At 67.3% G+C, this 20,653-nt stretch carries 19 protein-coding genes; 12 read left to right on the forward strand and 7 right to left on the reverse strand.

The genetic code is table 11. The annotated features are described in order from the left end of the window. Positions 1 to 53 precede the first annotated feature (53 nt). Positions 54 to 1,406: an MmgE/PrpD family protein gene (locus M9917_RS09460; RefSeq protein WP_297253051.1), complete on the forward strand. Its 1,353-nt coding sequence runs from the start codon at positions 54 to 56 to the stop codon at positions 1,404 to 1,406. Positions 1,407 to 1,626: 220 nt separating this feature from the next. Further along, positions 1,627 to 2,550 (forward strand): aminotransferase class IV, encoded by a 924-nt coding sequence (locus tag M9917_RS09465; RefSeq protein WP_297253053.1) that lies wholly within the window; start codon positions 1,627 to 1,629, stop codon positions 2,548 to 2,550. 52 nt (positions 2,551 to 2,602) lie between these two features. Here the strand turns inward: M9917_RS09465 and M9917_RS09470 are convergent, their stop codons facing one another. Continuing rightward, positions 2,603 to 4,189 carry an ABC transporter substrate-binding protein gene (locus M9917_RS09470; RefSeq protein ID WP_297253055.1) on the reverse strand — a complete coding sequence of 529 codons (1,587 nt, stop codon included), beginning with the start codon at positions 4,187 to 4,189 and terminating at the stop codon, positions 2,603 to 2,605. 228 nt (positions 4,190 to 4,417) lie between these two features. Here M9917_RS09470 and M9917_RS09475 point away from each other — a divergent pair, with 228 nt between their 5' ends. Genes M9917_RS09475 through M9917_RS09495 form a run of 5 tightly spaced genes read left to right on the forward strand, consistent with a single transcriptional unit; the run spans position 4,418 to position 9,108 of the window. Continuing rightward, positions 4,418 to 5,623, forward strand: coding sequence for a dipeptidase (locus M9917_RS09475; RefSeq protein WP_297253057.1), 1,206 nt, complete (start codon positions 4,418 to 4,420; stop codon positions 5,621 to 5,623). Continuing rightward, a complete protein-coding gene (locus M9917_RS09480; RefSeq protein WP_297253059.1) occupies positions 5,620 to 6,633 on the forward strand; it encodes an ABC transporter permease in 1,014 nt (337 codons plus the stop codon). The genes M9917_RS09475 and M9917_RS09480 overlap by 4 nt, the downstream gene beginning before the upstream one ends. Next, positions 6,630 to 7,532: an ABC transporter permease gene (locus M9917_RS09485; protein WP_297253061.1), complete on the forward strand. Its 903-nt coding sequence runs from the start codon at positions 6,630 to 6,632 to the stop codon at positions 7,530 to 7,532. Before M9917_RS09480 ends, M9917_RS09485 begins: the two co-directional genes overlap by 4 nt. Positions 7,533 to 7,534: 2 nt before the next feature. Further along, the gene (locus M9917_RS09490) at positions 7,535 to 8,368 is read left to right on the forward strand and encodes an ABC transporter ATP-binding protein (RefSeq protein WP_297254810.1); all 834 of its coding nucleotides are present in this window, start codon (positions 7,535 to 7,537) and stop codon (positions 8,366 to 8,368) included. Then, positions 8,365 to 9,108: an ABC transporter ATP-binding protein gene (locus M9917_RS09495; RefSeq protein WP_297253063.1), complete on the forward strand. Its 744-nt coding sequence runs from the start codon at positions 8,365 to 8,367 to the stop codon at positions 9,106 to 9,108. Before M9917_RS09490 ends, M9917_RS09495 begins: the two co-directional genes overlap by 4 nt. Positions 9,109 to 9,312: 204 nt before the next feature. On the opposite strand, the gene M9917_RS09500 is transcribed toward M9917_RS09495, so the two are convergent. Genes M9917_RS09500 through M9917_RS09525 form a run of 6 tightly spaced genes read right to left on the reverse strand, consistent with a single transcriptional unit; the run spans position 9,313 to position 15,355 of the window. After that, positions 9,313 to 10,590, reverse strand: coding sequence for an NAD(P)/FAD-dependent oxidoreductase (locus M9917_RS09500; protein ID WP_297253065.1), 1,278 nt, complete (start codon positions 10,588 to 10,590; stop codon positions 9,313 to 9,315). A 7-nt stretch (positions 10,591 to 10,597) separates the two neighbouring features. Beyond that, positions 10,598 to 12,235: an FAD-dependent oxidoreductase gene (locus M9917_RS09505; RefSeq protein WP_297253067.1), complete on the reverse strand. Its 1,638-nt coding sequence runs from the start codon at positions 12,233 to 12,235 to the stop codon at positions 10,598 to 10,600. Positions 12,236 to 12,279: 44 nt separating this feature from the next. After that, positions 12,280 to 12,927, reverse strand: a complete 648-nt coding sequence (locus M9917_RS09510; RefSeq protein WP_297253069.1) for an amino acid ABC transporter permease — start codon at positions 12,925 to 12,927, stop codon at positions 12,280 to 12,282. Next, complete coding sequence (locus tag M9917_RS09515; RefSeq protein WP_297253071.1) at positions 12,924 to 13,604, reverse strand: amino acid ABC transporter permease; 681 nt, start codon at positions 13,602 to 13,604, stop codon at positions 12,924 to 12,926. Before M9917_RS09515 ends, M9917_RS09510 begins: the two co-directional genes overlap by 4 nt. Before the next feature lie 3 nt (positions 13,605 to 13,607). After that, positions 13,608 to 14,402, reverse strand: coding sequence for an amino acid ABC transporter ATP-binding protein (locus M9917_RS09520; protein WP_297253074.1), 795 nt, complete (start codon positions 14,400 to 14,402; stop codon positions 13,608 to 13,610). Between the two features lie 2 nt (positions 14,403 to 14,404). Next, a complete protein-coding gene (locus M9917_RS09525; protein ID WP_297253076.1) occupies positions 14,405 to 15,355 on the reverse strand; it encodes an ABC transporter substrate-binding protein in 951 nt (316 codons plus the stop codon). A gap of 300 nt (positions 15,356 to 15,655) precedes the next feature. Between M9917_RS09525 and M9917_RS09530 the strand changes: the two genes are divergently transcribed. From M9917_RS09530 to M9917_RS09550, 5 genes are all read left to right on the forward strand, one after another. Beyond that, positions 15,656 to 16,453: an IclR family transcriptional regulator gene (locus M9917_RS09530; RefSeq protein ID WP_297253078.1), complete on the forward strand. Its 798-nt coding sequence runs from the start codon at positions 15,656 to 15,658 to the stop codon at positions 16,451 to 16,453. Between the two features lie 139 nt (positions 16,454 to 16,592). Next, positions 16,593 to 17,078, forward strand: a complete 486-nt coding sequence (locus M9917_RS09535) for a hypothetical protein (protein WP_297253080.1) — start codon at positions 16,593 to 16,595, stop codon at positions 17,076 to 17,078. A 79-nt stretch (positions 17,079 to 17,157) separates the two neighbouring features. Next, on the forward strand, positions 17,158 to 17,325 hold the full coding sequence (locus M9917_RS09540; protein WP_297253082.1) for a hypothetical protein: 168 nt from the start codon (positions 17,158 to 17,160) through the stop codon (positions 17,323 to 17,325). Between the two features lie 48 nt (positions 17,326 to 17,373). Continuing rightward, entirely contained in the window at positions 17,374 to 19,323 is a 1,950-nt protein-coding gene (locus tag M9917_RS09545) for a PrkA family serine protein kinase (RefSeq protein ID WP_297253084.1), read from the forward strand. 20 nt (positions 19,324 to 19,343) lie between these two features. Next, complete coding sequence (locus M9917_RS09550; RefSeq protein WP_297253086.1) at positions 19,344 to 20,645, forward strand: YeaH/YhbH family protein; 1,302 nt, start codon at positions 19,344 to 19,346, stop codon at positions 20,643 to 20,645. The last annotated feature ends 8 nt before the right edge of the window (positions 20,646 to 20,653 follow it).

A 20,653-nucleotide genomic window follows, 5' to 3' on the forward strand; every position in this document is an offset into this window, starting at 1 on the left:
AACGGCCGAGCCGCTGGCCAGAACAGTTGGATACCGGGGGAGAAGAAGCCGACATGACCTCAACAATCTCGCAGGTGATCTCACGCTACGTCGCGGAACTCGATTGGAACGACGTCCCCCCGCATGTTCAGGACCGGGCCCGGGACCGCTTGCTCGACGCCGTCAGTACGGGCATCGCCGGGCGCGATGTCGATGTGACGCGGGTCGTGCGCCGTGCCGTGGCGGGCAATGGCAACGGCCCTTGCACCTCACTCGTCGATGACGTGCTCCGCCCGGCCGGCGATGCCGCGCTGGTGAACGGTACATCGGTGCACTCGATCCTCTATGAGGACATCCATCAAAAGACGGCGGATCATCCGGGGGCGGTCATGGTGCCTTCCTGCCTCGCCGCGGCCGAGGAGATGATCGCAGCCGGCCGCGCGGCCACGATCGGGGACGTCCTTCTTGGCATCCTGGTCGGCTACGAGGTCGAGCTCGCGCTCGGCCAGGCGCTCGCGCGATCGGTCATCGATCGCGGCCTGCGGACCACGTCGATCCTGGGATCGGTCGGGGCGGCCGCGGCGGTCGCCAAGGTCTATGGCCTCGATGAGCCCCAGGCCGCAGGCGCCGTGAACATGGGCGCGAACTTCGCGTTCGGCCTGATCGAAGGCATCGCGCTGACCGGCATGGAAATGTACATCCATGCCGGGGCGGCGGGGCGCGCCGGCATTCTCGCCGCAAGACTGGGCGAGGCCGGCGTTTTCAGCACGCCGCTCTCCTTCGAGGGGCCGAGCGGCTATTTCAACGCCTTCGGCCCGCTCGTCGAGCCGTTCCGCATCGGCGACCAGTGGCGCATCCTCAATGTCTGGTGCAAGGCCTATCCGCTCAGCGGCGACAAGCAGCGCGCCGTCGATGCCGGCATCGCCGCCCGTCGCGCCGGCATCTCCGCAAGCGACGTCAGGCGCGTCACGGTGCGCATGTCGGCGCGTTCGCTGAAATATCCCGGCGCCGACTGGCGCGGGCCGTTCACGCGCTTCACCCAGGCGCAGAACAGCACGCAGTTCTGCGTCGCCGCAGCGCTGCTCGGCCGCGACATGAGCGATGTCGAGACCTTCACCAAAGGGTTCGCCGATCCTGCGATCGAGGCTTTCATGCAGAAGATCGACCTCATCGGCGAAGACCGGCGCGATGCGACCGGGGCCGAAGAGATCGACATCGAAATGAATACCGGTGAGGTCAAATCCTTCGAAGTGGAATGGGCCGAGGCGCGCATCCCCACGATCGACAAGATGGCCGCCAAGCTGAGGCTGCTGACCCGCGATTTCTGGCCTGCGAACACGGTCGACGATCTCGTCGCCGCGGTGACGGGCCCGATCGACAGGCCGGTCAGCGACCTCTCCGCGATCTTGCGACGGCGCCTTGCCTGACCGCAGATCGGCCGGGCAGGACTTGCCACTGTGCCTTGCCACTGTGCCTTGCCATGCGAAGGGTTGCCGGACGCTGGAGTTTCCGGCATTCAATCGCGGCGGCGAGCTTGAGTGTTCCGCCGGGCTTCCGGAGGATGAAAGCCGATGATCCGGCAGCGTTGCCGCGGCGTCGCGTTCAAGCGTAAGCCTGCCCGGCTGCAATCCCAGGACCGTCCTTATGATGTCTTCCGATCCTGAAACCGATCTGTCGGCCGGCGTCGCTTTCGTCGATGGAGCCTATGTTCCGCTCGATGAAGCCCGTATTCCGTTGCTGGACCGCGGTTTCCTGAAATCGGAGGCGACCTATGACGTCGTCCATGTCTGGAAAGGGTATTTCTTCCTCCTGAACGACTATGTCGACCGGTTCCACCGGTCGATGGCCGGGCTCAACATGGCCCTCGACTACAGCCGCGGCCAGATCATCGACATCCTTCATGACTGCGTCGCGATGAGCCGGCTAAGGGATTCCTATATCCAGATGACGTGCACGCGCGGCGTTCCCCCGCCCGGAAGCCGCGATCCGCGCGACTGCCGCAATCGCTTCTACGCGTTCGCGGCGCCGTTCTCCTGGATCGCCAATGAGGAGCAGCGCCGGGACGGGATCCGGGTCGGCGTTGCGAGCGTGGAGCGCATTCCGCCGGCCTCGCTCGATCCGCGGATCAAGAATTTCCATTGGCTCGATCTCGTCATGGCCTCCTACGACGTCTACGGCCAGGGGGCGCTGGTGCCGATCCTGCCCGATCGCGACGGCAACATCACCGAGGGGCCCGGCTTCAACGTGTTCGCGCTTCTGGACGGCAAGCTGACGACACCGATACGCGGCGCATTCGAAGGCATGACGCGGCGAACGGTGATCGAACTCGCCCAGTCGATCCAGATCCCTGTCGATATCCGCGATATCCCCTTCGATGAATTGGGCCGGGCCGATGAGATCTTCATCTCCAGCACGGCCGGCGGCGTCATCCCGGTGACGGTCCTCGACGGCAAGCCCGTCGGTTGCGGCGTCCCGGGACCGATGACCGGCCGCCTCCACGACTTGTACTGGCAGGCGCATGAGGACCCCCGCTACGCAACGGCGGTCCGTTACGATCGCGCATCCCGCTGAAGGCCCGCAGGACGCGGCCGAACCCCTTCGATGGAACGGGGCAGGCCGCCCGTCAGGATTTCTGGATCGCCTCGTAGCGCGTGTAGTCCGCCGTCAGCCCGAGCTGCAGGCCCGTCACCCCGCGGCGCAGCACCGCGACCTCGTTGCGCTGAAGCAGGAAGGACGTCGGTCCCCGCTTGAAGTGCTGGCGCTGCATGTCCTCATAGATCGCGATGCGCTTGGCATCGTCGGCTTCCCGCGCGGCCTGGCGAACGGCGGCGGTCAGCTCAGGATCGATCCAGTGGCTGCGCCAGGCCATGACGCGCAACTGGTTGTTCTCGGAGTTATCGTCGTTCTCGCAGAAATACTGCGCATTGGAGTTCGGATCGAAGTAGTCGGTGCTCCAGCGCAGCAGCGCCATTTTCGAGGTGCGCTGACGGGACTTGGTCAGAACCTGCCGGGGGTCCGCCGACAGAAGCGATGCCCGGATCCCGACATCCGCCAGGTTGCGCTGCAGCGCCTGCGCCACGTCGAAGAAGGGTGGGCTGCCGTAGTGGTCGACCTCGATGGCGAAGCCATCGGGGTAGCCGGCCTCGGCCAGGAGCTGCTTCGCGCGGGCGACGTCGCGGCGATAGGGACGGTCCGCGATCGAGCCCGGCATGCCCGCCGGCAGGAAAGCCTGGTGCACGCTCCAGGTGCCCGGCGTCACGTTCTCGGCGATCCCGTCATAGTCGATCGCCCATTTCACCGCCTCGTGCACCTGCGGCTTCGAGAGCTCGGGCACGGATGTGTTCATCGAGATGTACATCTGCGTGCCCTGGCCGGAGGACACCAGGTTGAAGTTGGCGTCGTTGCGCAGCGTCTTGATCCGGTCGGCGTCGATGTCGCGCGCGATATCGGCGTCGCCGCGCTGCAACATGAGGAATTGCACGGAGCTGTCCGGGACATGGCGGATCAGGATGCGCCGCAACTGCACCGGGGTGGCGTGGTTCGGGTTCGCCTCGAGGGTCACCTGCTCGTTGGCGTTGTAGCCGATGAGGCGAAACGGCCCCGCCCCGGCGCTATGCCCCTTCAGCCACTGATTGCCGAGGTCCCCGTCGCGCTCGTTCGCGAGCACGCGCTTTTTCTCGAGGATGCTCGCGACGTTCGCAGACAGGCAATAGAGCACGAAACTGGTCGCCCGCGCATCCGTCAGCTCGATCGTGACGGTCCCGGGGTCGGTGGCACGAATACGGCTGGCGGCGTTGCTCTTGTCGAAGCCGAACTGCGTCAGGATGAAGCTCGGCGGCTTGCCCAGGATCACGGCCCGCTGCAGCGAGAACGCCACGTCGTCCGCCGTGACCGGCGCGCCGCCGTCGAAGACCTGTCCCGGGCGCAGCTTGAAGGTGAACCGCAACCTGTCCGGGCTGACCTCCCAGCTCTCCGCCAGATCGCCGCGGATCGTCGCCCCATAGGGGCGCACGAGCTTGCGGTAGCAGTTGGTGCAGACCTCGTTGCTCGAGAATTCATAGGCCTCGGCCGGATCGAGGCTGAGGATGTCGCCGATATGGCGCGCGAACACCACCACGTCACGGGGCGTCTGCGCCTGTGCCGCGCCAAAGCGCGCGACGGCGGGAATGGCGAGCGGGGCGGCAATGAAGCTACGGCGACTGAGAGACATCGTGGCGCATCCTCAAAAGGCCGGGCGGTTCATGCCGTCGCGGCGGGTTGTATCGGGGGTCTGCACGCGAAGCGTCTTGCCGCTCAGCACTGCATATCCGCGGCGGTGTCGCAAGGGCAGCCGGGAAAAAGATCGCGCAGGGCGTGACCCGCTTGCGGAACGGCCTGCACTATGGGAGGCATATCATCCGGGGGCCTCCAGGGGGGCCGGAGGGGCGGGGCCCGCACGATGGCTGCATCCGGCGCAGACGCTTTCCTGAAGCGGGCGATATCCCTGCTCGAACGGGTGCCGCTGCTGGACGGGCACAACGACCTCGCCTGGGTCATCCGGCTGGACGAGGAGGCGCGCGGCGACGTGCTGCGCTACGACCTCACCCGCGTCCATCCCGAGGGCGACACCGATATCCCGCGTCTGCGCGAAGGACGGGTCGCCGCGCAGGTCTGGGCGGCCTATGTCCCGACCGACATGCCGCAGCCGGCAAAGGTCGCGCTCGAGCAGATCGACCTCATCCTGCGCATCGAGCAGGCGCATCCGGACGTGTTCCTGCCGGCGCGGAAAGCCGCCGATATCGCGCGCGCTCACCGGCTCGGCAAGATCGCCTCCATCATCGCGGTGGAGGGCGGCGTCGGCCTGGAGAACAGCCTGGCGCCGCTGCGCGTCTGGCAGGCTGCGGGCGTGAGGCTGGTGACGCTGTGCCACAACGGCAGCCTGGACTGGGTCGACAGCGCGACCGACGCGGCCCGCAGCGGCGGCCTGAGCGCCTTCGGCCGCGCCGTCGTGCGGGAACTGAACCGCCTCGGCATGATCGTCGACTGCGCCCATGTCTCGGCTGAGGTGATGCACCATGTGCTCGATACCTCGACGGCGCCGATCGTGTTTTCCCACTCGAACGCGCGGACGTTGTGCGCCCATCCCCGCAATGTGCCCGACGACGTGCTGGACCGGCTCAAGGGCAGGGAGGGCCTGGTCATGGCCACCTTCGTCCCCGATTTCGTCAGCGAACCGGTGCGGACCTGGATGAAGCCGCTGCGAGAGGCGCATCTGCGCAGCATCGGCGGAGGCTGGCTCGCCGCGATCGAAGCCTGGGAGAAGGTGCACGGCCCCCGCCCGCAGGCCGCCCTGACGCAGGTCGCCGACCACATCGAATATCTCGCCAACCGCATCGGCGCGAGGCGCCTTGGGATCGGGTCCGACTATTTCGGCGTGCCGACCAAGCCGCCCGAACTGATGAACGTCAGCCGCTTTCCCCATCTCTTCGCGGAGCTGTTGCGCCGCGGCTGGTCCGAGGAGCATCTGGCGGGGCTTGCGGGCGGCAACTTCATCCGGGTGATGCGCGCGGTCGAGCGCGAGGGGCGGCGGCTGCGCCGGACCAGACCGCCGCTGCTGGGCACCGTGCAGGACCTCGACGGGTCCGCTGCCGCCGCGAGCCGATGACGAGCCGGGTCCGCGCCCTCCTCGCCAGCGCCGCGACGATCCCGATCACGCTGTTGGGCCTGACCCTGGTGACCTTCCTGATCGGGCGGGTGATGCCGGTCGATCCGGTGCTCGCCATCGTCGGCGACCGGGCACCGCAGGAGCTGGTGGCGCGGATGCGCCTGGAAATGGGCCTCGATCGCCCCCTGTACGAGCAGTTCCTGCACTATCTTGGCCAGTTGCTGCGGGGCGATCTCGGCTATTCGACGACCACTTCGAACCTGGTCACGACGGACATCGCCCGTTTCTTCCCGGCGACCTTCGAGCTCGCGACGGTCGCGGTCCTGCTCGCCGTGGCGATCGGCGTCCCGCTCGGCGTGGCGGCGGCGGTGCGGCAGGGAAGCTGGCTCGATCAGGCGGTGCGCATCTTCTGCCTCGTCGGCCACAGCCTGCCGGTCTTCGTGCTGGGGCTCGCCTCGCTCCTGATCTTCTATGCCTGGCTCGACATCGCGCCGGGGCCGGGGCGGCAGGGGCTGTACTTCCAGGGCATGGTCCCGGTCAGGACCGGCATGCTGACCATCGACGCGGCGCTCGCGGGCGACTGGCCGGCGCTGCGCGACGCGCTCGCCCATCTCGCGCAGCCCGCCGGCCTGCTCGCGGCCTATTCGCTCGCCTATATCGCGCGCATGACGCGGGCTTTCATGCTGGCGGAGCTGCAATCCGAATATGTGACCACCGCACGCGCCAAGGGATGCTCCGAGGCCGCGATCATCTGGCACCACACCTTCCGCAACATCGCCGTGCCCCTCGTCACCGTGCTCGCGCTCACCTATGCCGGCCTGCTGGAGGGCGCGGTGCTGACCGAGATCATCTTCGCCTGGCCCGGCCTCGGACAATATCTGACGATGTCGCTCCTGAACGCCGACATGAACGCAGTCCTCGGCGCGACCCTGGTCATCGGGCTGATCTATGTCGGGCTCAACCTCATGGCCGACGCGTCCTACCGCCTGCTGGACCCGCGCACGCGATGAGCAAGTCCTTTTCCAAGGCCTGGCTGCTCTCCGATGCGCCCGCCTCGTCCAGGCAGGCGGCGTGGGGCCAGCGTTACCAGGCGTGGCTCGCCTTTCGCCGCAACCGGCTGGCCATGGCCGGCCTCATCGTGGTGGTCCTGCTGCTGCTGATGGCGCTGCTAGCGCCCTGGCTCGCGACGCACGATCCCGATCAGCAGAATCTGGGGCTGCGGCTCGCCCGCCCCAGCGCCGCGCATTGGCTGGGCACGGACGAGCTCGGGCGCGACCTGTGGTCCAGGCTGGTGTTCGGCGCCCGGATCACGCTGGGGATGGTGGTCGCCGTCATGCTGCTCGTGGCGCCGATCGGGCTCCTGATCGGCTGCACCGCGGGCTATGCCGGCGGCGGCCTCGATCGGCTGCTGATGCGCGTGACCGACATCTTCCTCGCCTTTCCGCGGCTGATCCTGGCGCTCGCCTTCGTCGCGGCGCTGAAACCCGGCGTGGAGAGCGCCGTCATCGCCATCGCGCTGACCGGATGGCCGGCCTATGCCCGGCTCGCCCGCGCCGAGACGCTTGCCGTGCGCAATGCCGATTTCATCTGCGCGGTGCGCCTTGCCGGCGCCTCCGCCACGCGCACCGTGCTGCGCCACGTGACGCCGATCGCGGTGCCCAGCGTGATCGTGCGGGTGACGCTCGACATGTCCTCCTTCATCCTGGTGGCGGCCGGGCTCGGTTTCCTCGGGCTCGGCGCCCAGCCGCCGCTGCCGGAATGGGGCACGATGATCGCGACGTCGCGGCGCTTCATCCTGGAGCAGTGGTGGGTGCCGCTGATTCCGGGTATCGCGGTGTTCCTGGCGAGCCTCGCCTTCAACCTGCTCGGCGATGGCCTGCGCGACGTGCTGGACCCGAAACAGCGATGACGGTGCTCGCCGAGATCCGCGACCTGCGTGTCGATTTCCCGACCTCGACCGGGTGGCAGGCGGCTGTGCGCGGCGTCTCCCTCTCGATCGGCCGCGAGAAGCTCGGCGTGGTCGGCGAGAGCGGCTCCGGGAAATCCGTCACGGGACGCGCGCTGATGCGCCTGCTGCCGCCGGCCGCGCGCGTGCGCGCCGAGGTGCTGTGCATGGGCGACACCGATATCCTGAGCGCCAGCCCGCAGGCCATGCGGCGGCTGCGCGGCGCGCGCATCGGGCTCATCATGCAGGATCCGAAATTCTCGCTGAACCCGCTCCTGACGGCGGGAGCGCAGATCGCCGAGGCGTGGCGCATCCATCGCGGCGGCGGGAAGCGGGAGGCCCGTGAAGCCGCGCTCGACCTCCTGGACCAGGTGCTGATCCGCGATCCGGCGCGGGTGATGGATGCCTATCCGCACGAGCTCTCCGGCGGCATGGGGCAGCGGGTGATGATCGCGATGATGCTGGCACCGGGCCCCGACCTGCTCATCGCCGACGAGCCGACCAGCGCGCTCGACACCTCGGTGCAGGCGGAGATCCTGAGGCTGATCGACCGCCTCGTTTCCGAGCGTGGCATGGGCCTCGTGCTGATCAGCCACGACCTGCCGCTGGTCTCGCGCTTCTGCGACCGGATCGCGGTGATGTATGCCGGGCAGGTGATGGAGGAATTGCCGGCGGCCGAGCTCAGGGCCGCGCGGCATCCCTACACGCGCGGGCTGATCGATTGCCTGCCCCGCCTGAGAGAGGCGCGGCCGCGGCTGTCCGTGATGTCGCGCGATCCCAGCTGGCTCGAGCAGGCATGATCGATATCCGGGACCTGCATGTGCGCTTCGGCGCGGTCCACGCCGTTCGCGGCGTGTCCTTCCATGTCGCGGAGGGTGAGAGCTTCGGCCTCGTCGGCGAATCCGGCTCCGGCAAATCGACCGTGCTGCGCGCCATAGCCGGTCTCGTCACCGATTGGACCGGCACGATGTCGGTCGCCGGGCGCCCGCTTGCCCCCCGCAAGCGCGATGCCGCCTTCCGCCGCACCGCGCAGATGGTGTTCCAGGACCCCTACGGATCGCTGCATCCGCGCCAGACCGTCAACCGCATCCTCGCCGAGCCGCTTCTCGTCCAGGGCATCGCGGATGCGGAGCAGCGCATCGCGCGCGCGCTGGAGGAGGTGGCCCTGCCGCTGAGCGTGCGGTTTCGCTATCCGCACCAATTGTCGGGCGGCCAGCGCCAGCGCGTCGCGGTGGCGCGCGCGCTGATCGCCGGGCCTTCGGTGCTGCTGCTCGACGAGCCGACCAGCGCGCTGGACGCGACCGTGCAGGCGGAGGTGCTGAACCTGCTCGCCGACCTGCGCGCCGCGCGGCGCCTGACCCTGATCCTGGTCAGCCACAACCTCGCCGTGGTGGCGCATCTGTGCGAGCGCCTCGCCGTCATGCGGAACGGCGAGATCGTCGAGACGCTGGACGAGACCGCGTTGCGCGCGGGCCGTGCGACCAACCCCTATGCGCAGGAGCTGATCGCGCTCTCGCTCGACAACGAGGCCGACGGATAGCCTTCGGAACTCTTCAGCGCCCCTCCGGAAAAACGCCGTGTCCGACGACGCTTCCCGCCTCTTACAGCTGCCGAAGACCTGATCAGGGGCTGGCCCGGCAAATGCCCGATCAGGCTTGCTTCAACGCCCGGCCGATCCCGGCTGCGGCATAACCGAAGCCGAAACCCACTTGGCGCCTGCCCTTTCTCGCCGGTCCGGTTTTCTTCAATCGGCCCCGGGGCCCGGCCACTCGCGCCGATCCAGAAAGCGGTAGACGCTCTCGACGATCGGCAGGAACCACGGATTGCCACGATGGAACGGGCGCAGCGGAAACGGCGCCAATGCGAAGGCGCTCGGCTGCGACAGGCGGCCGAGCAGCTTCTGCGCGATCAGATGGCCGAGATAGGTCATCACGACGACGCCCGCGCCCTGGCAGCCCGCGGCGAAGTGAATGCCGCCGCGCTCGCCCATTGCCGGCATGTAGTCGAAGGTAAAGCCGATAAAGCCCTTCCATGAGTGCGAGACGCGATAGGGGGCCAATGCCGGCCAGAGCCCGCAAAGCATGCGGTGCAGGGCCGGCGCGGCGGCGCGCTCGTCCAGGCCGTTTCCGCCGGGACGACCGGTGAATATGATCCGCCTGCCGGCGGGATCGCGCCTGAAGGCGTAGAGGAGGCGCTTGGTGTCGCCGCCGTTCATATTGGTCGGCAGGATGTCGGCGATCACCTCCGGGGGCAGTTCCTCGGTCGCGATCATGAACGGCGTCACGGGGATGACGCCACGCCGGATCGCCGGCAATTCCGGCCCGGCATAGCCGTTGACGGCCGCGACGAGCTCGGCGGCATGGAGCGGGCCCCGCGCCGTCGTCAGCCGCCAGCCGTCGCGGGCTCTCTCGATGTGCGAAACATGCGCCTGCCCGCACAGGGTCGCCCCGGCCGCCTCCGCCAGCTTCCGCAACGCGGCGTGGAGCTTGGCCGGATGAAGCGAGCCGGCATCCTGCAACACGATGCCGCCGTGATAGGCATCGGTGCCGAGCTCGGCGCGCTGTTCGGCGCGGGAAACCTCCCGCACCTTCATGTTGAAGTCGCGTCGATACGCCTCGGCCTTGTGCAACAGTCCTTGGTAGGCCGCCGGCGTATGCGCGGCGACGAAGCGGCCGGAGCGGACGTAATCGACGTCGAGACCGGCGATGAGCGCGTGGAAGAAGGCGGTCGCCTCCTTCCATTCCCGGCGCAGCCGCGCGGCCCCCTCCGCGCCGAAGCGCTGGTCGAGATCGAGCGGCAGCTTCGGCGCGCCGCCGACATGGCCGCTGTTGCGCGAGCTCGCGCCGAAGCCGGGATCGCCGGTTTCGAGCACGACGACGCGGCGGCCGGCGGCCGCGAGCGCGCGGGCCGCCGTCAGCCCGCAGTAACCGCTGCCGATCACCGCAACGTCGCAGCGCTCCGGCACGGGGGCCGGCGCCGGGACCGGCGCGGCATCGTCCCACCACAGCGGCGTCGTCTTCATCGTCGCCTCACGCGTTCTGGCGCAGGATGTGGTTGGCGCAGATGTAGCCCCAGGTCATGTTGGGGCCGATCGTCGTGCCGGAGCCGACCGCGCGGGTTCCGAACGGGCTCGCCATCGCGATGCCGGCGCAATAGAGGCCGGCGATGATGCTGCCGTCCGCCCGCAGCACCTGGCCGGCTTCGTTGGTGCGTGCCCCGCCCTTGGTGCCGAGGAAGGAGCGGTTGAACGGGATCGCGATGAAGGGCGGCTTGACGATCGGCTCCATCAGCCCGCTCACCGCCGCGCGCTCGGCCTCGAGCGGGGTCTGGCCGCGCTTGAAGTCGTCGTCGCGGCCCGCGGCGGCGAAGCCGTTGTAGCGCGTCACGGTCTCGTCGAGCGCATCCTCCGGCAGTTTCAGGCGCCGCGCCAGTTCGCGGATGCTCGCTGCCTTCGTCACCCATTTGCGATCGAGCATCGCAAACCAGCGCAGCAGGCCCGATTTGCCGAAGAAGCGGCCGTCGCTGATCAGCCAGACGGGCAGGTTGACGGGCTGGCCGGCCGCGTCGCGCTCGTCGATGATCTCGCCCAGATTGAAGCGGAATTCGCTGACGAAGCGCTTCCCGTCGCGGTTCACCAGGATCGCGTTGGGAACGGTGTGGAACTGCAGCGGAATCCCGTGCAGCCGCCCTTCATAGAAGGTCGGCACCAGCGACGTCATATTGGCCTGGTCCATATGAGCGAGCTCGGCGCCGACCGCCGCCGCCATGCGCTGGCCGTCTCCCGTATTGGTCCGCGGGCTGCCGATATAGTCGACCGGGCCGGGGAAATGCTCTTTGCGCATCTCCTCGTCCCATTCGAAGCCGCCCGTCGCCAGAACGACCGCGCGCCGCGCCATGTAGCGGCGCAGGGTGCCGCGCTGCTCGACCTCCACCCCGGTGATGCGCACCCCGTCCTCATCGGTCAGGAGCCGCCGCCCCACCGCCTCGAGCTCGAGGCGGCAGCCTGCGTCGAGCGCGCCGCGGATCAGGCCGGCCATCAAGGCCGAGCCCTGGCCGCGCCGGTTGGTCAGCCAGCGCCAGGCCAGGACCGGCGCCATCCTGAACACGGTCTTGAAGAAGCGGCGTTGGATGTCGTGGGCGAGCTCCTGATAGGTGAAGATGTGCGGCAGCGTCGAGCCGCGCAGCTTGCGCTTGTAGGGGCCCAGGATGTTTCGGCTGAGGAGCTTCGGAGAGATCGTCCGGCCGCCGCGCTTGCCTCCCGGATACTCGGCGAACGGGTCCGCCTCATGGGTGATCGCGAATTCGAGCGGCGTATTGGCCTCGACGAATGCGAGCATCGCACCCGAGTTCTCGGCGAAGGCCTGCCAGAGCTTGTCCTCGGTGGCCTGCCATCCCTCCGGCGCGCAGGCGCGCAGATAGGCCAGCGTCTCCTCCGGACTGTCGGCGATGCCTTCGGCCAGCATCAGGTGATTGCCGGGAACCCATGTGCCGGCTCCCGACATCGCGCTGGTGCCGCCGAGCAGATGCGACTTCTCCAGGACGATGACGGTGGCGCCGCCCTTGGCAGCGGTGAGGGCGGCGGCCATGCCGGCCGATCCGGAGCCGATGACGACGACGTCCGCGGTGATGATCTCCGGCTCACCCTCAGGGACTGTTCGTTTCAGCATGGCTGTCCTCGGATGTCGGAATGCGGAAGGCGGGATGGTCGCGATCAACCGGCCCGGGCGCCGCGGCGTTCGAAGCGTCGCAGCAGGAGCGAGAGCGGAAAGCACATCAGGAAGTAGACGACGCCGACCATGATGTAGATCTCCAGAGGCCGGAAATATTCGGCGCTGAGATCCTGGGCGCGCAGCATCAGGTCCGGGGCTGCGATCAGCGATGCCACGGAAGTGTCCTTGAGCAGGTTGATCATCACGTTGCCGATCGGCGGCAGCACGACGCGAATGGCCTGCGGCAGGACGATCCAGCGCATCGCCTGCAACGGTCTCATCCCGATCGCCATCGCCGCCTCGGTCTGGCCGCGGGAGATCGCTTCGATGCCGGCACGATAGATCTCCGCCATATAGGCGGCGGTGTTCAGGCCGAGGCCCAGCACGGCGGCCTGGAACGAGCTCAGCTTCACGCCGAACTCCGCCAGGCCGAAATAGATCAGGAAAAGCTGGATCAGCGCCGGCGTCCCGCGAAAGACCTGGACGTAAAACCCGGCCGCGCGCTGCAAGGCGGGGCTGCGGCTGCGGCGCGCCAGCGCGACGACGAGGCCCCAGCTCAACCCCAGCACCAGCGACAGGGCGGCCAGCTGCACGGTCGCCCAGGCCGCGGACAGCAATTGCGGATAGATGGTCAGCCAGAGCGAGATCATGCCGCCCTCGCCAGCGGGTCGAAACGCCTCTCCATGCGCATGAAGAGGCGCGCCAGCGTCAGGCTGAGCAGGAAGTAGATCAGCGCCGTCAGGCAGTAGATCTCCGTGCTCCGGAAGGTCTCGCTGACCAGAAGCTTGGCGCGATAGGCGAGTTCCGGCGCGGCCGCGGCCGAGGCGAGCGAGGTGTGTTTCAGCAGGCCGATGCAGAAATTGCCGAGCGCGGGAAGCGCGATGCGGATCGCCTGCGGCGCGATGATCGAGAGCATGATCCGCCCGTCGGTCATGCCGATGGCCTGCGCCGCCTCGCGCTGCCCCCGATCGACCGCCGCGATGCTGCCGCGGAAAATCTCGGAGCAGACCGCCGCGCCGTTGAGCCCGAAGCCAAGGATGACGGCGACCGTCGCCGGAAGCTGAATGCCGAGCCTCGACAGGCCGAAATAGAGGATGAAGAGCTGCGTCAGCACCGGGACGTTGCGGAACACCTCGAGAAAGGCCAGCGCAAACCAGCGCGGAGCGAAGAAGCGCGCATCGCGCATCAGGGCGATGAGGGCCCCCAGGACGAAGGCGGCGAGGCTGGAGGCCAGCGTCAGCACGACGGTCGTGACCGCTCCCTCGGCCAGAACCGCCAGGAAGCGCGGCCAGTCGGACAAGGCTGAAAGCATGCCTGCGCCGGTCATCGCTCAGTGCTCGAGCACGGCACGGAGGAAGTCGCGCGTGCGGGCGTTCTGAGGCTCGCGGAAGATCCTGCGCGACGAGCCCTGCTCGACGATGGCGCCGTCGGCCATGAACACGACCTCGTCCGCCACGCTCTCGGCAAAGCGCATCTCGTGGGTCACGATCACCATGGTCATGCCGTCCTCGGCGAGCCGGCGCATCACCGCGAGCACTTCGCCGACCAGTTCGGGATCGAGCGCCGAGGTGGCCTCGTCGAAGAGCATGAGCTTCGGCTTCATCGCCAGCGCGCGCGCGATCGCGACCCGCTGCTGCTGGCCGCCTGACAGCCGATCGGGATACTGGTCGCGCTTGTCCAGCATGCCGACGCGCTCGAGCAGTTGCACGGCGTGGTCGCGGGCCTCGGCCGGTGCCCGCCCCAGGACCTTGAGCGGTCCGATCATGACGTTCTCGAGCGCCGTCAGGTGAGGGAAGAGATTGAAGCGCTGGAAGACCATGCCGATTTCCGAGCGCATCCGGGCGAGCTGCCTTACCGGCATCGGCAGCGGGCCGGTAGGTCCGTCGACCTGGCCGATCGCGGCGCCGTCGATCAGGATCCGGCCGCTGGTCGGCACCTCGATATAGTTGATGCAGCGCAGAAGCGTCGTCTTGCCGGAACCGCTGGGCCCGATCAGGCACAGCTTCTGGCCCGGCTTCACCGTGAGGTCGATACCCTTGAGCACCTGGAGCGGACCGAAGCTCTTGGTCAGAGCCTCGATCCGCACGCGTTCGGCGGGTGGCTGCGCCGAAGCCGTCGCTGCCATGGTCAGCCGAAGATGCTGCTGAAGTCGCGCGCCTTGTGGGCGAACGGTCCGATCGTCGCGCCGGAGGCGTCGCGATCGATGGTGAGCCGCGGGCTCGGCTGCACCGGCTCGAGATAGGCCGGGCTCGTGATGCCGTACTTGCCGAGGATCTCCTTGATCTGGCCGGTCTTCCACAGCCAGGCGACGCCGGCGTTCACCGCGTCGTAAAGGTCGGGGTTCTGGCCGTACATCGCCCAGATCGCGTTGTTCTTGCGCGTGAGCAGCGGAAAAGCCTCGTCATAGACGATCGGCACCTGCTTCAGCGCGAGCGCGTTCTGCTGGATCATGTAGTCGATCACCGGCGCGTCGAGCACGGCGAAATCCAGCCGCCCGGCGATGATGTCGCGCATGCAGGAATCGATGCCGTCGTAGAGCTTGACCTCCTTGGCGGCGGTCACCTTCTTCATGTCGGGGACGAAGGCGTAGCCGACGCCGGAGCCGATGGTGCGGCCGGCGAAATCGGCGACGCTGACCGAATCCTTGTAGGGTTCGGACTGGCGCATGATCGCGAATTTCGAGGTGTAGAACACGGCGTCCGTCAGCAGCATGATCTGGCTGCGCGGCGGCGTCCAGGCGAAGTTGCCGCCGAACCAGTCGGCCCGGCCGGACTGCACCGCCTCCACCACCGCCGGGAAGGCGACGATCTGGACTTCCAGCTTCAGGCCGAGCCGCTCCGCGATGCGGCCGAGCATCTCGAGGTCGGTGCCGATCGGCTTGCCGTCGCGGAGCGAGGTCAGCGGCATGTCGCCCGTGCAGGCGGCGGTGAGCACGCCCGGCTTGACGGTCTTCAGCGCCGGCGCCTGCGCGCCGACGGCGAACGGCGCCAGGCCCGAGGCCGCGCCCAGCGCACCGGCGCCGAGCTGGAGCATGTTTCGGCGTGAAAGCGTGGTCTTACCTGCGACGTCATCGGTCATCGTCTGATCCCCTTTTTCATTTGCACGCGAATGCCTTGCGCCGCTGACGGCGAAGCCGGTCGAAACCCATGAGCAAACCCGGTGATGCTTCCTCCGGCCTTCGGTCGAGCCGCCGCTCCTCCGCTGCCTGTCCAGCGACGCCGGCTGACCGGCGCGACGGTTGCCTGCCGCCGCATTTCTCAGGAAACGGACGATGGCATGGCGATCACAGGTGAACAACAAAAATCCGACTATCGAACATAAATAGCTTTTCTTTTTCCGATAATCGGACAATATACAATTCAGTAGGAGAAATTCGGAATGAGATCACCAAAGGAAGCCGGCTTGGGGGGCGAAAGCTCGTCGAATGTCGAGCGCGCCGCGCAAATCCTGCTGCTGCTCGGGCCGGCCGGGAAGGAGGGAATGCAACTGCGCGATCTGACGGAGAGGACCGGTGAGAACCGCTCGGCCGTCCACCGCGCGCTGGTGGCGCTCGCGCGCTCGGGCTTCGTGGAGATGCCCGCGCAAGGCCGTGGCTATCGCCTGGGTTCCGCGATCTTCGCGCTGGCGCAGCATCAGAGGCGGCTGGACACGGATCTCGCCGACATCCGCGCCGCCGCGATCGAGGTCGCGTCCCGGTCGGGCCAGTGCACCTATCTGATGGCGCGGGCCGGGCTCGACGTGGTCTGCATCGAGATGCTCGCAGGCTCGTCCCCGATGCAGACCGTCACGGGCGGAGCCGGGGGGCGCCTGCCGCTCGGCGTCGGCTCGGGCAGCGTCAGCATGCTCGCCACCCTCGACGAACGGACGCGCGAGGCGATCCTCGACAACAACGCCGATCGCTATGCGCTTTATTCCAACTGGAGCCGCGAGGAGATCGCCGCCTCGATCGCCAGGACGATGACCGACGGGTTCTCCTACGAGATCGGCCAGATGTTTCCCGATATCGGTGGCGTCGCCGTCGCCGCGCCGGGGAGGGACGGCACGGCCGCCTACGCGGTCGTGATCTCGGCCCACAAGGACATGCTGACGCCGCCGAACCTCGCGGCTTTCGCGAAGATCATGCGAGGCGCCGTCGAGCGAGCATCGTCCACAGCGGCAGCAACGGCTTATCGGTGATCCTCACGGCGCTGTGCCAGCCGGCGCGGGTCGGGCAGGAGAGCGGCTGCGTGCCTCTGGCGACGGTCGCGGCGATCGGCCCGCATGGCACAGCCGCATGGGTCTGTCTCCGCGGTGCCTCTCCAGGTAGGAATGCGGCATGATCGCGATGGATGACGGCGTCCTGATGTATCGGGAGGAGCGGCCCTCGTTATGGCTGCGGATTTTCATCGTCGCCCTCGGCATCGCACTGACGATCGGCATTCCCGTGCCGTTCGTCATTCACGCCGACTGGACGACGTTCTCCCCCATGCTCTTGTTGGCGATGCTGTTCATTGTCCTGCCGGCAGCGCTGGGCTGCTTCTTCGTATTCATCGGATTGGTCAGCGCGACGGATTTGCGAATGGACACCCATAGCGGATTTGCGGAGCGGCATCTGGTCGGCCCCGTGATCAATCGGAAAGATCGCTTCCCCCTTTCGCAGATCAAGCCGCCCGAGGTCTTCCTGCACGGCAGCGCGGAAGAGGACCCGACACCCGTCCTGCGGCTGCGCCTGCCGCGTGGCCGCGTCGACATGGCGTGCTTTCGTGACCTGGCGGATGCGCGGGCCTGGGCGGAGCAGATCAACCGCATCCTGCGCGGCTGACGGGATGGCGCAATTCAGCGCCTTGGCGCTGTCCGAGGGATCGCCTTGCGCCAATCGCCATAGGAGGTGATGCCGTGCGGTGATCGGCGGGCGCAGCGAGCCGCAGTTCCATCGTCTCGCAAGCCGGCTCGTCCTGTTCGCCACGGTGTTCCTGGCCTGCGGCATGGCAGCCGATGCCTATACCGCAGCTGAGCGCGGGGCGCCGGGTACGCATCGCGAAGGAACTTGCGTGGCCATCATCGGTTGATTGTTCGGCGCTGTCGTCGACGGCGCCGACGGATGCTGGGGTGCTGCCATGACCGAGAAAGCCAGCGAGGTATTCCGCTTATTCTCAGAGGACTACCGCAGCTATTCGCAGGAGGAGATGAGCCTGCAGGAATATCTGCTGGCCTGCCGCGAGGACAAGTCGATGTATGCCTCCGCCGCGGAGCGCATGGTCGACGCGATCGGGATGGCGAAATTGTTCGATACCAGCCAGGACGAGCGCCTGGGCCGCATCTTCGCCAACAGGACGATCAAGATCTATCCCTCCTTCGCCGATTTCTTCGGCATGGAGGATACGATCGAGCGGATCGCCGGCTATTTCCGCTACGCCTCGCAGGGGCTGGAGGAGCGCAAGCAGATCCTCTATCTCCTCGGCCCGGTCGGGGGCGGCAAATCCTCGCTCGCCGAACGGCTGAAGAAGCTGATGGAGGAGCGGCCCTTCTACACGCTCAAGCTCGGCGGCGAGATCAGCCCCGTGTTCGAATCGCCGCTCGGCCTGTTCCGGCCCGACCGCATGGGCGATCTCTTCGAGGACAAGTACGGGATCGCGCGCCGGCGCCTCAGCGGACTGATCTCGCCCTGGGCGGCGAAGCGGCTCGACGAGCTTTCCGGCGACATCTCCAAGTTCAGCGTCGTCAGGCTGATGCCCTCGCGCCTGCGCCAGATCGGCATCGCCAAGACCGAGCCGGGCGACGAGAACAACCAGGACGTCTCGACGCTCGTCGGCAAGGTCGATATCCGCCAGCTCGAGAATTTCAGCCAGTCGGACCCGGACGCCTATTCCTATAGCGGCGGCCTGAACCGGACGACGCAGGGGCTGCTCGAATTCGTCGAGATGTTCAAGGCGCCGATCAAGGTGCTGCACCCGCTGCTGACCGCGACCCAGGAGGGCAGCTACAACGGCACCGAGAATTTCGGGGCCTTCCCCTATCAGGGCATCGTGCTCGCCCATTCCAACGAGTCGGAATGGCTGCAGTTCAAGAACAACCGCAACAACGAGGCGTTTCTCGACCGCATCCTGGTGGTCAAGGTGCCGTATTGCCTGCGCGTCACCGAGGAGCGGCGGATCTACGAGAAGCTGCTGCGCGAAAGCGAGCTCGCCGACAGTCCCTGCGCGCCCGAGGTGCTCGATATCTTGAGCCGCTTCTCGGTCTCGACGCGGCTCGCCGAATTCGACAACTCGCCGCTCTACACCAAGATGCGCGTCTATGACGGCGAGAACCTGAAGGAGGTCGAGCCCAAGGCGAAGGCGATCCAGGAATATCGCGACGCGGCCGGCGTCGACGAGGGCATGACCGGCGTCAGCACGCGCTTCGCCTTCAAGATCCTGTCGCAGACCTTCAACTACGACACCGAGGAGCTGGCCGCCGACCCGGTGCACCTGATGTACATTCTCGAAGGCGCGATCAAGCGCGAGCAGTTCCCCAAGGAAACCGAAGCGGCCTATCTCGACTTCATCAAGTCGGAGCTGGCGACGCGCTATGCCGAGTTCATCGGCCACGAGATCCAGAAGGCCTATCTGGAATCCTATGGCGAATACGGCCAGAACCTGTTCGACCGCTACATCGCCTATGCCGATGCCTGGGTCGAGGATCAGGACTACAAGGACCCCGATACCGGCCAGATCCTCAACCGGCAGGTTCTGGACACCGAATTGTCCCAGGTCGAGAAGCCGGCCGGCATCGCCAATCCCAAGGACTTCCGCAACGAGGTGGTGAAGTTCACACTGCGCGCGAGGGCCCGGAACAACGGCCGCAATCCGTCCTGGACCAGCTATGAAAAGCTGCGCGAGGTCATCGAGAAGCGGATGTTCGGCCAGGTCGAGGACCTTTTGCCGATCATCAGCTTCGGCTCGAAGCAGGACAGCGTGACGGAGAAGCGCCACCAGGGCTTCGTGCAGCGCATGGTCGAGCGCGGCTATACCGAGCGTCAGGTCCGGCGCCTGGTGGACTGGTACATGCGGGTGAACAAGGCGGGCTGACCTTAGGCCGGGAGCGCGCCATGCCGATCTTCGTCGACCGCCGCCTGAACCCGAAGGACAAGAGCCTGGGCAATCGCCAGCGCTTCCTGCGGCGCGTGCGGGCGGAACTGAAGCGCAGCGTCCAGGAGCAGATCCGGGCCGGCAAGATTGCCGATGTCGATGGCGAACACGCCATCGCGATGCCAGCGGCGGGCACGGGCGAGCCGAGCTTCCGCGAGGCGAAGGACAGTGGCCGCCGCCAGCATGTCCTGCCCGGAAACCAGCGTTTCACACCGGGCGACCAGCTGCCGAAACCGGGGCAGGGCGGCGGCATGGGCTCCTCGCCGGGCTCTCAAGCCTCCGAGGACGATTTCCGCTTCATATTGTCGCGCGAGGAGGTGCTCGACCTGTTCTTCGAGGATCTGGAACTGCCCGACATGGTCAAGCTCAACCTCAAGGAAATCCTCGCCTTCAAGCCGCGGTGGGCCGGCTATTCGGTGAGCGGGGCGCCGACCAACATCAGCGTCGCCCGCACCATGCGCAACAGCCATGGCCGTCGCATCGCGCTGAGGCGGCCCAAGCGCGAGGAGATCGAGGCGATCCTGCGCGAGATCGCCAGCCTCGAAGCGGCGGGGGCCGCGGATCGCCGGCGCATCGCCGCGCTGCGCGCCGAGCTCGACCGGCTGGAGCGCCGGCGCCGGGTCATCGCCTTCGTCGACCCGGTCGACATCCGCTTCAACCGCTTCGATCCCCAGCCCCAGCCCAACGCGAACGCCGTGATGTTCTGCCTGATGGACGTCTCGGGCTCGATGGGCCAGCGCGAGAAGGACCTCGCCAAGCGCTTCTTCGTCCTGCTGCATCTTTTCCTGAAGCGGCGCTATGACCGCACCGAGCTCGTCTTCATCCGCCACACCCACACGGCGCAGGAGGTGGATGAGGAGACGTTCTTCCACAGCACGCAGAGCGGCGGCACCGTCGTCTCGACGGCGCTGGAGGAGATGCAGCGTGTCATCGCCGCGCGCTATCCGAGCCGGGAATGGAACATCTACGCCGCCCAGGCCTCGGACGGCGACAACCTGGCGACGGATTCCGAGCGCTGCCTCAGCCTGATGGACGGCGAGATCATGCGGCTCTGCCAGTATTTCGCCTATGTCGAGATCATCGACGAGCGCGAGAGCGAGATCTTCGGCTCGACCGACAACGGCACCTCGCTCTGGCGTGCCTATCTCACGGTCAAGGACAGGTGGCGGAACTTCGACATGAGCCGCATCGCCAGGGCTTCCGACATCTACCCTGTTTTCCGGCGGCTGTTCACCCGGCAGCCGGCCTCGCAGCGCGAGTGAAAGGAGCG

The sequence above is a fragment of the Bosea sp. (in: a-proteobacteria) genome (assembly GCF_023953965.1).
In the GTDB taxonomy this organism is placed as follows: Bacteria; Pseudomonadota; Alphaproteobacteria; order Rhizobiales; family Beijerinckiaceae; genus Allobosea.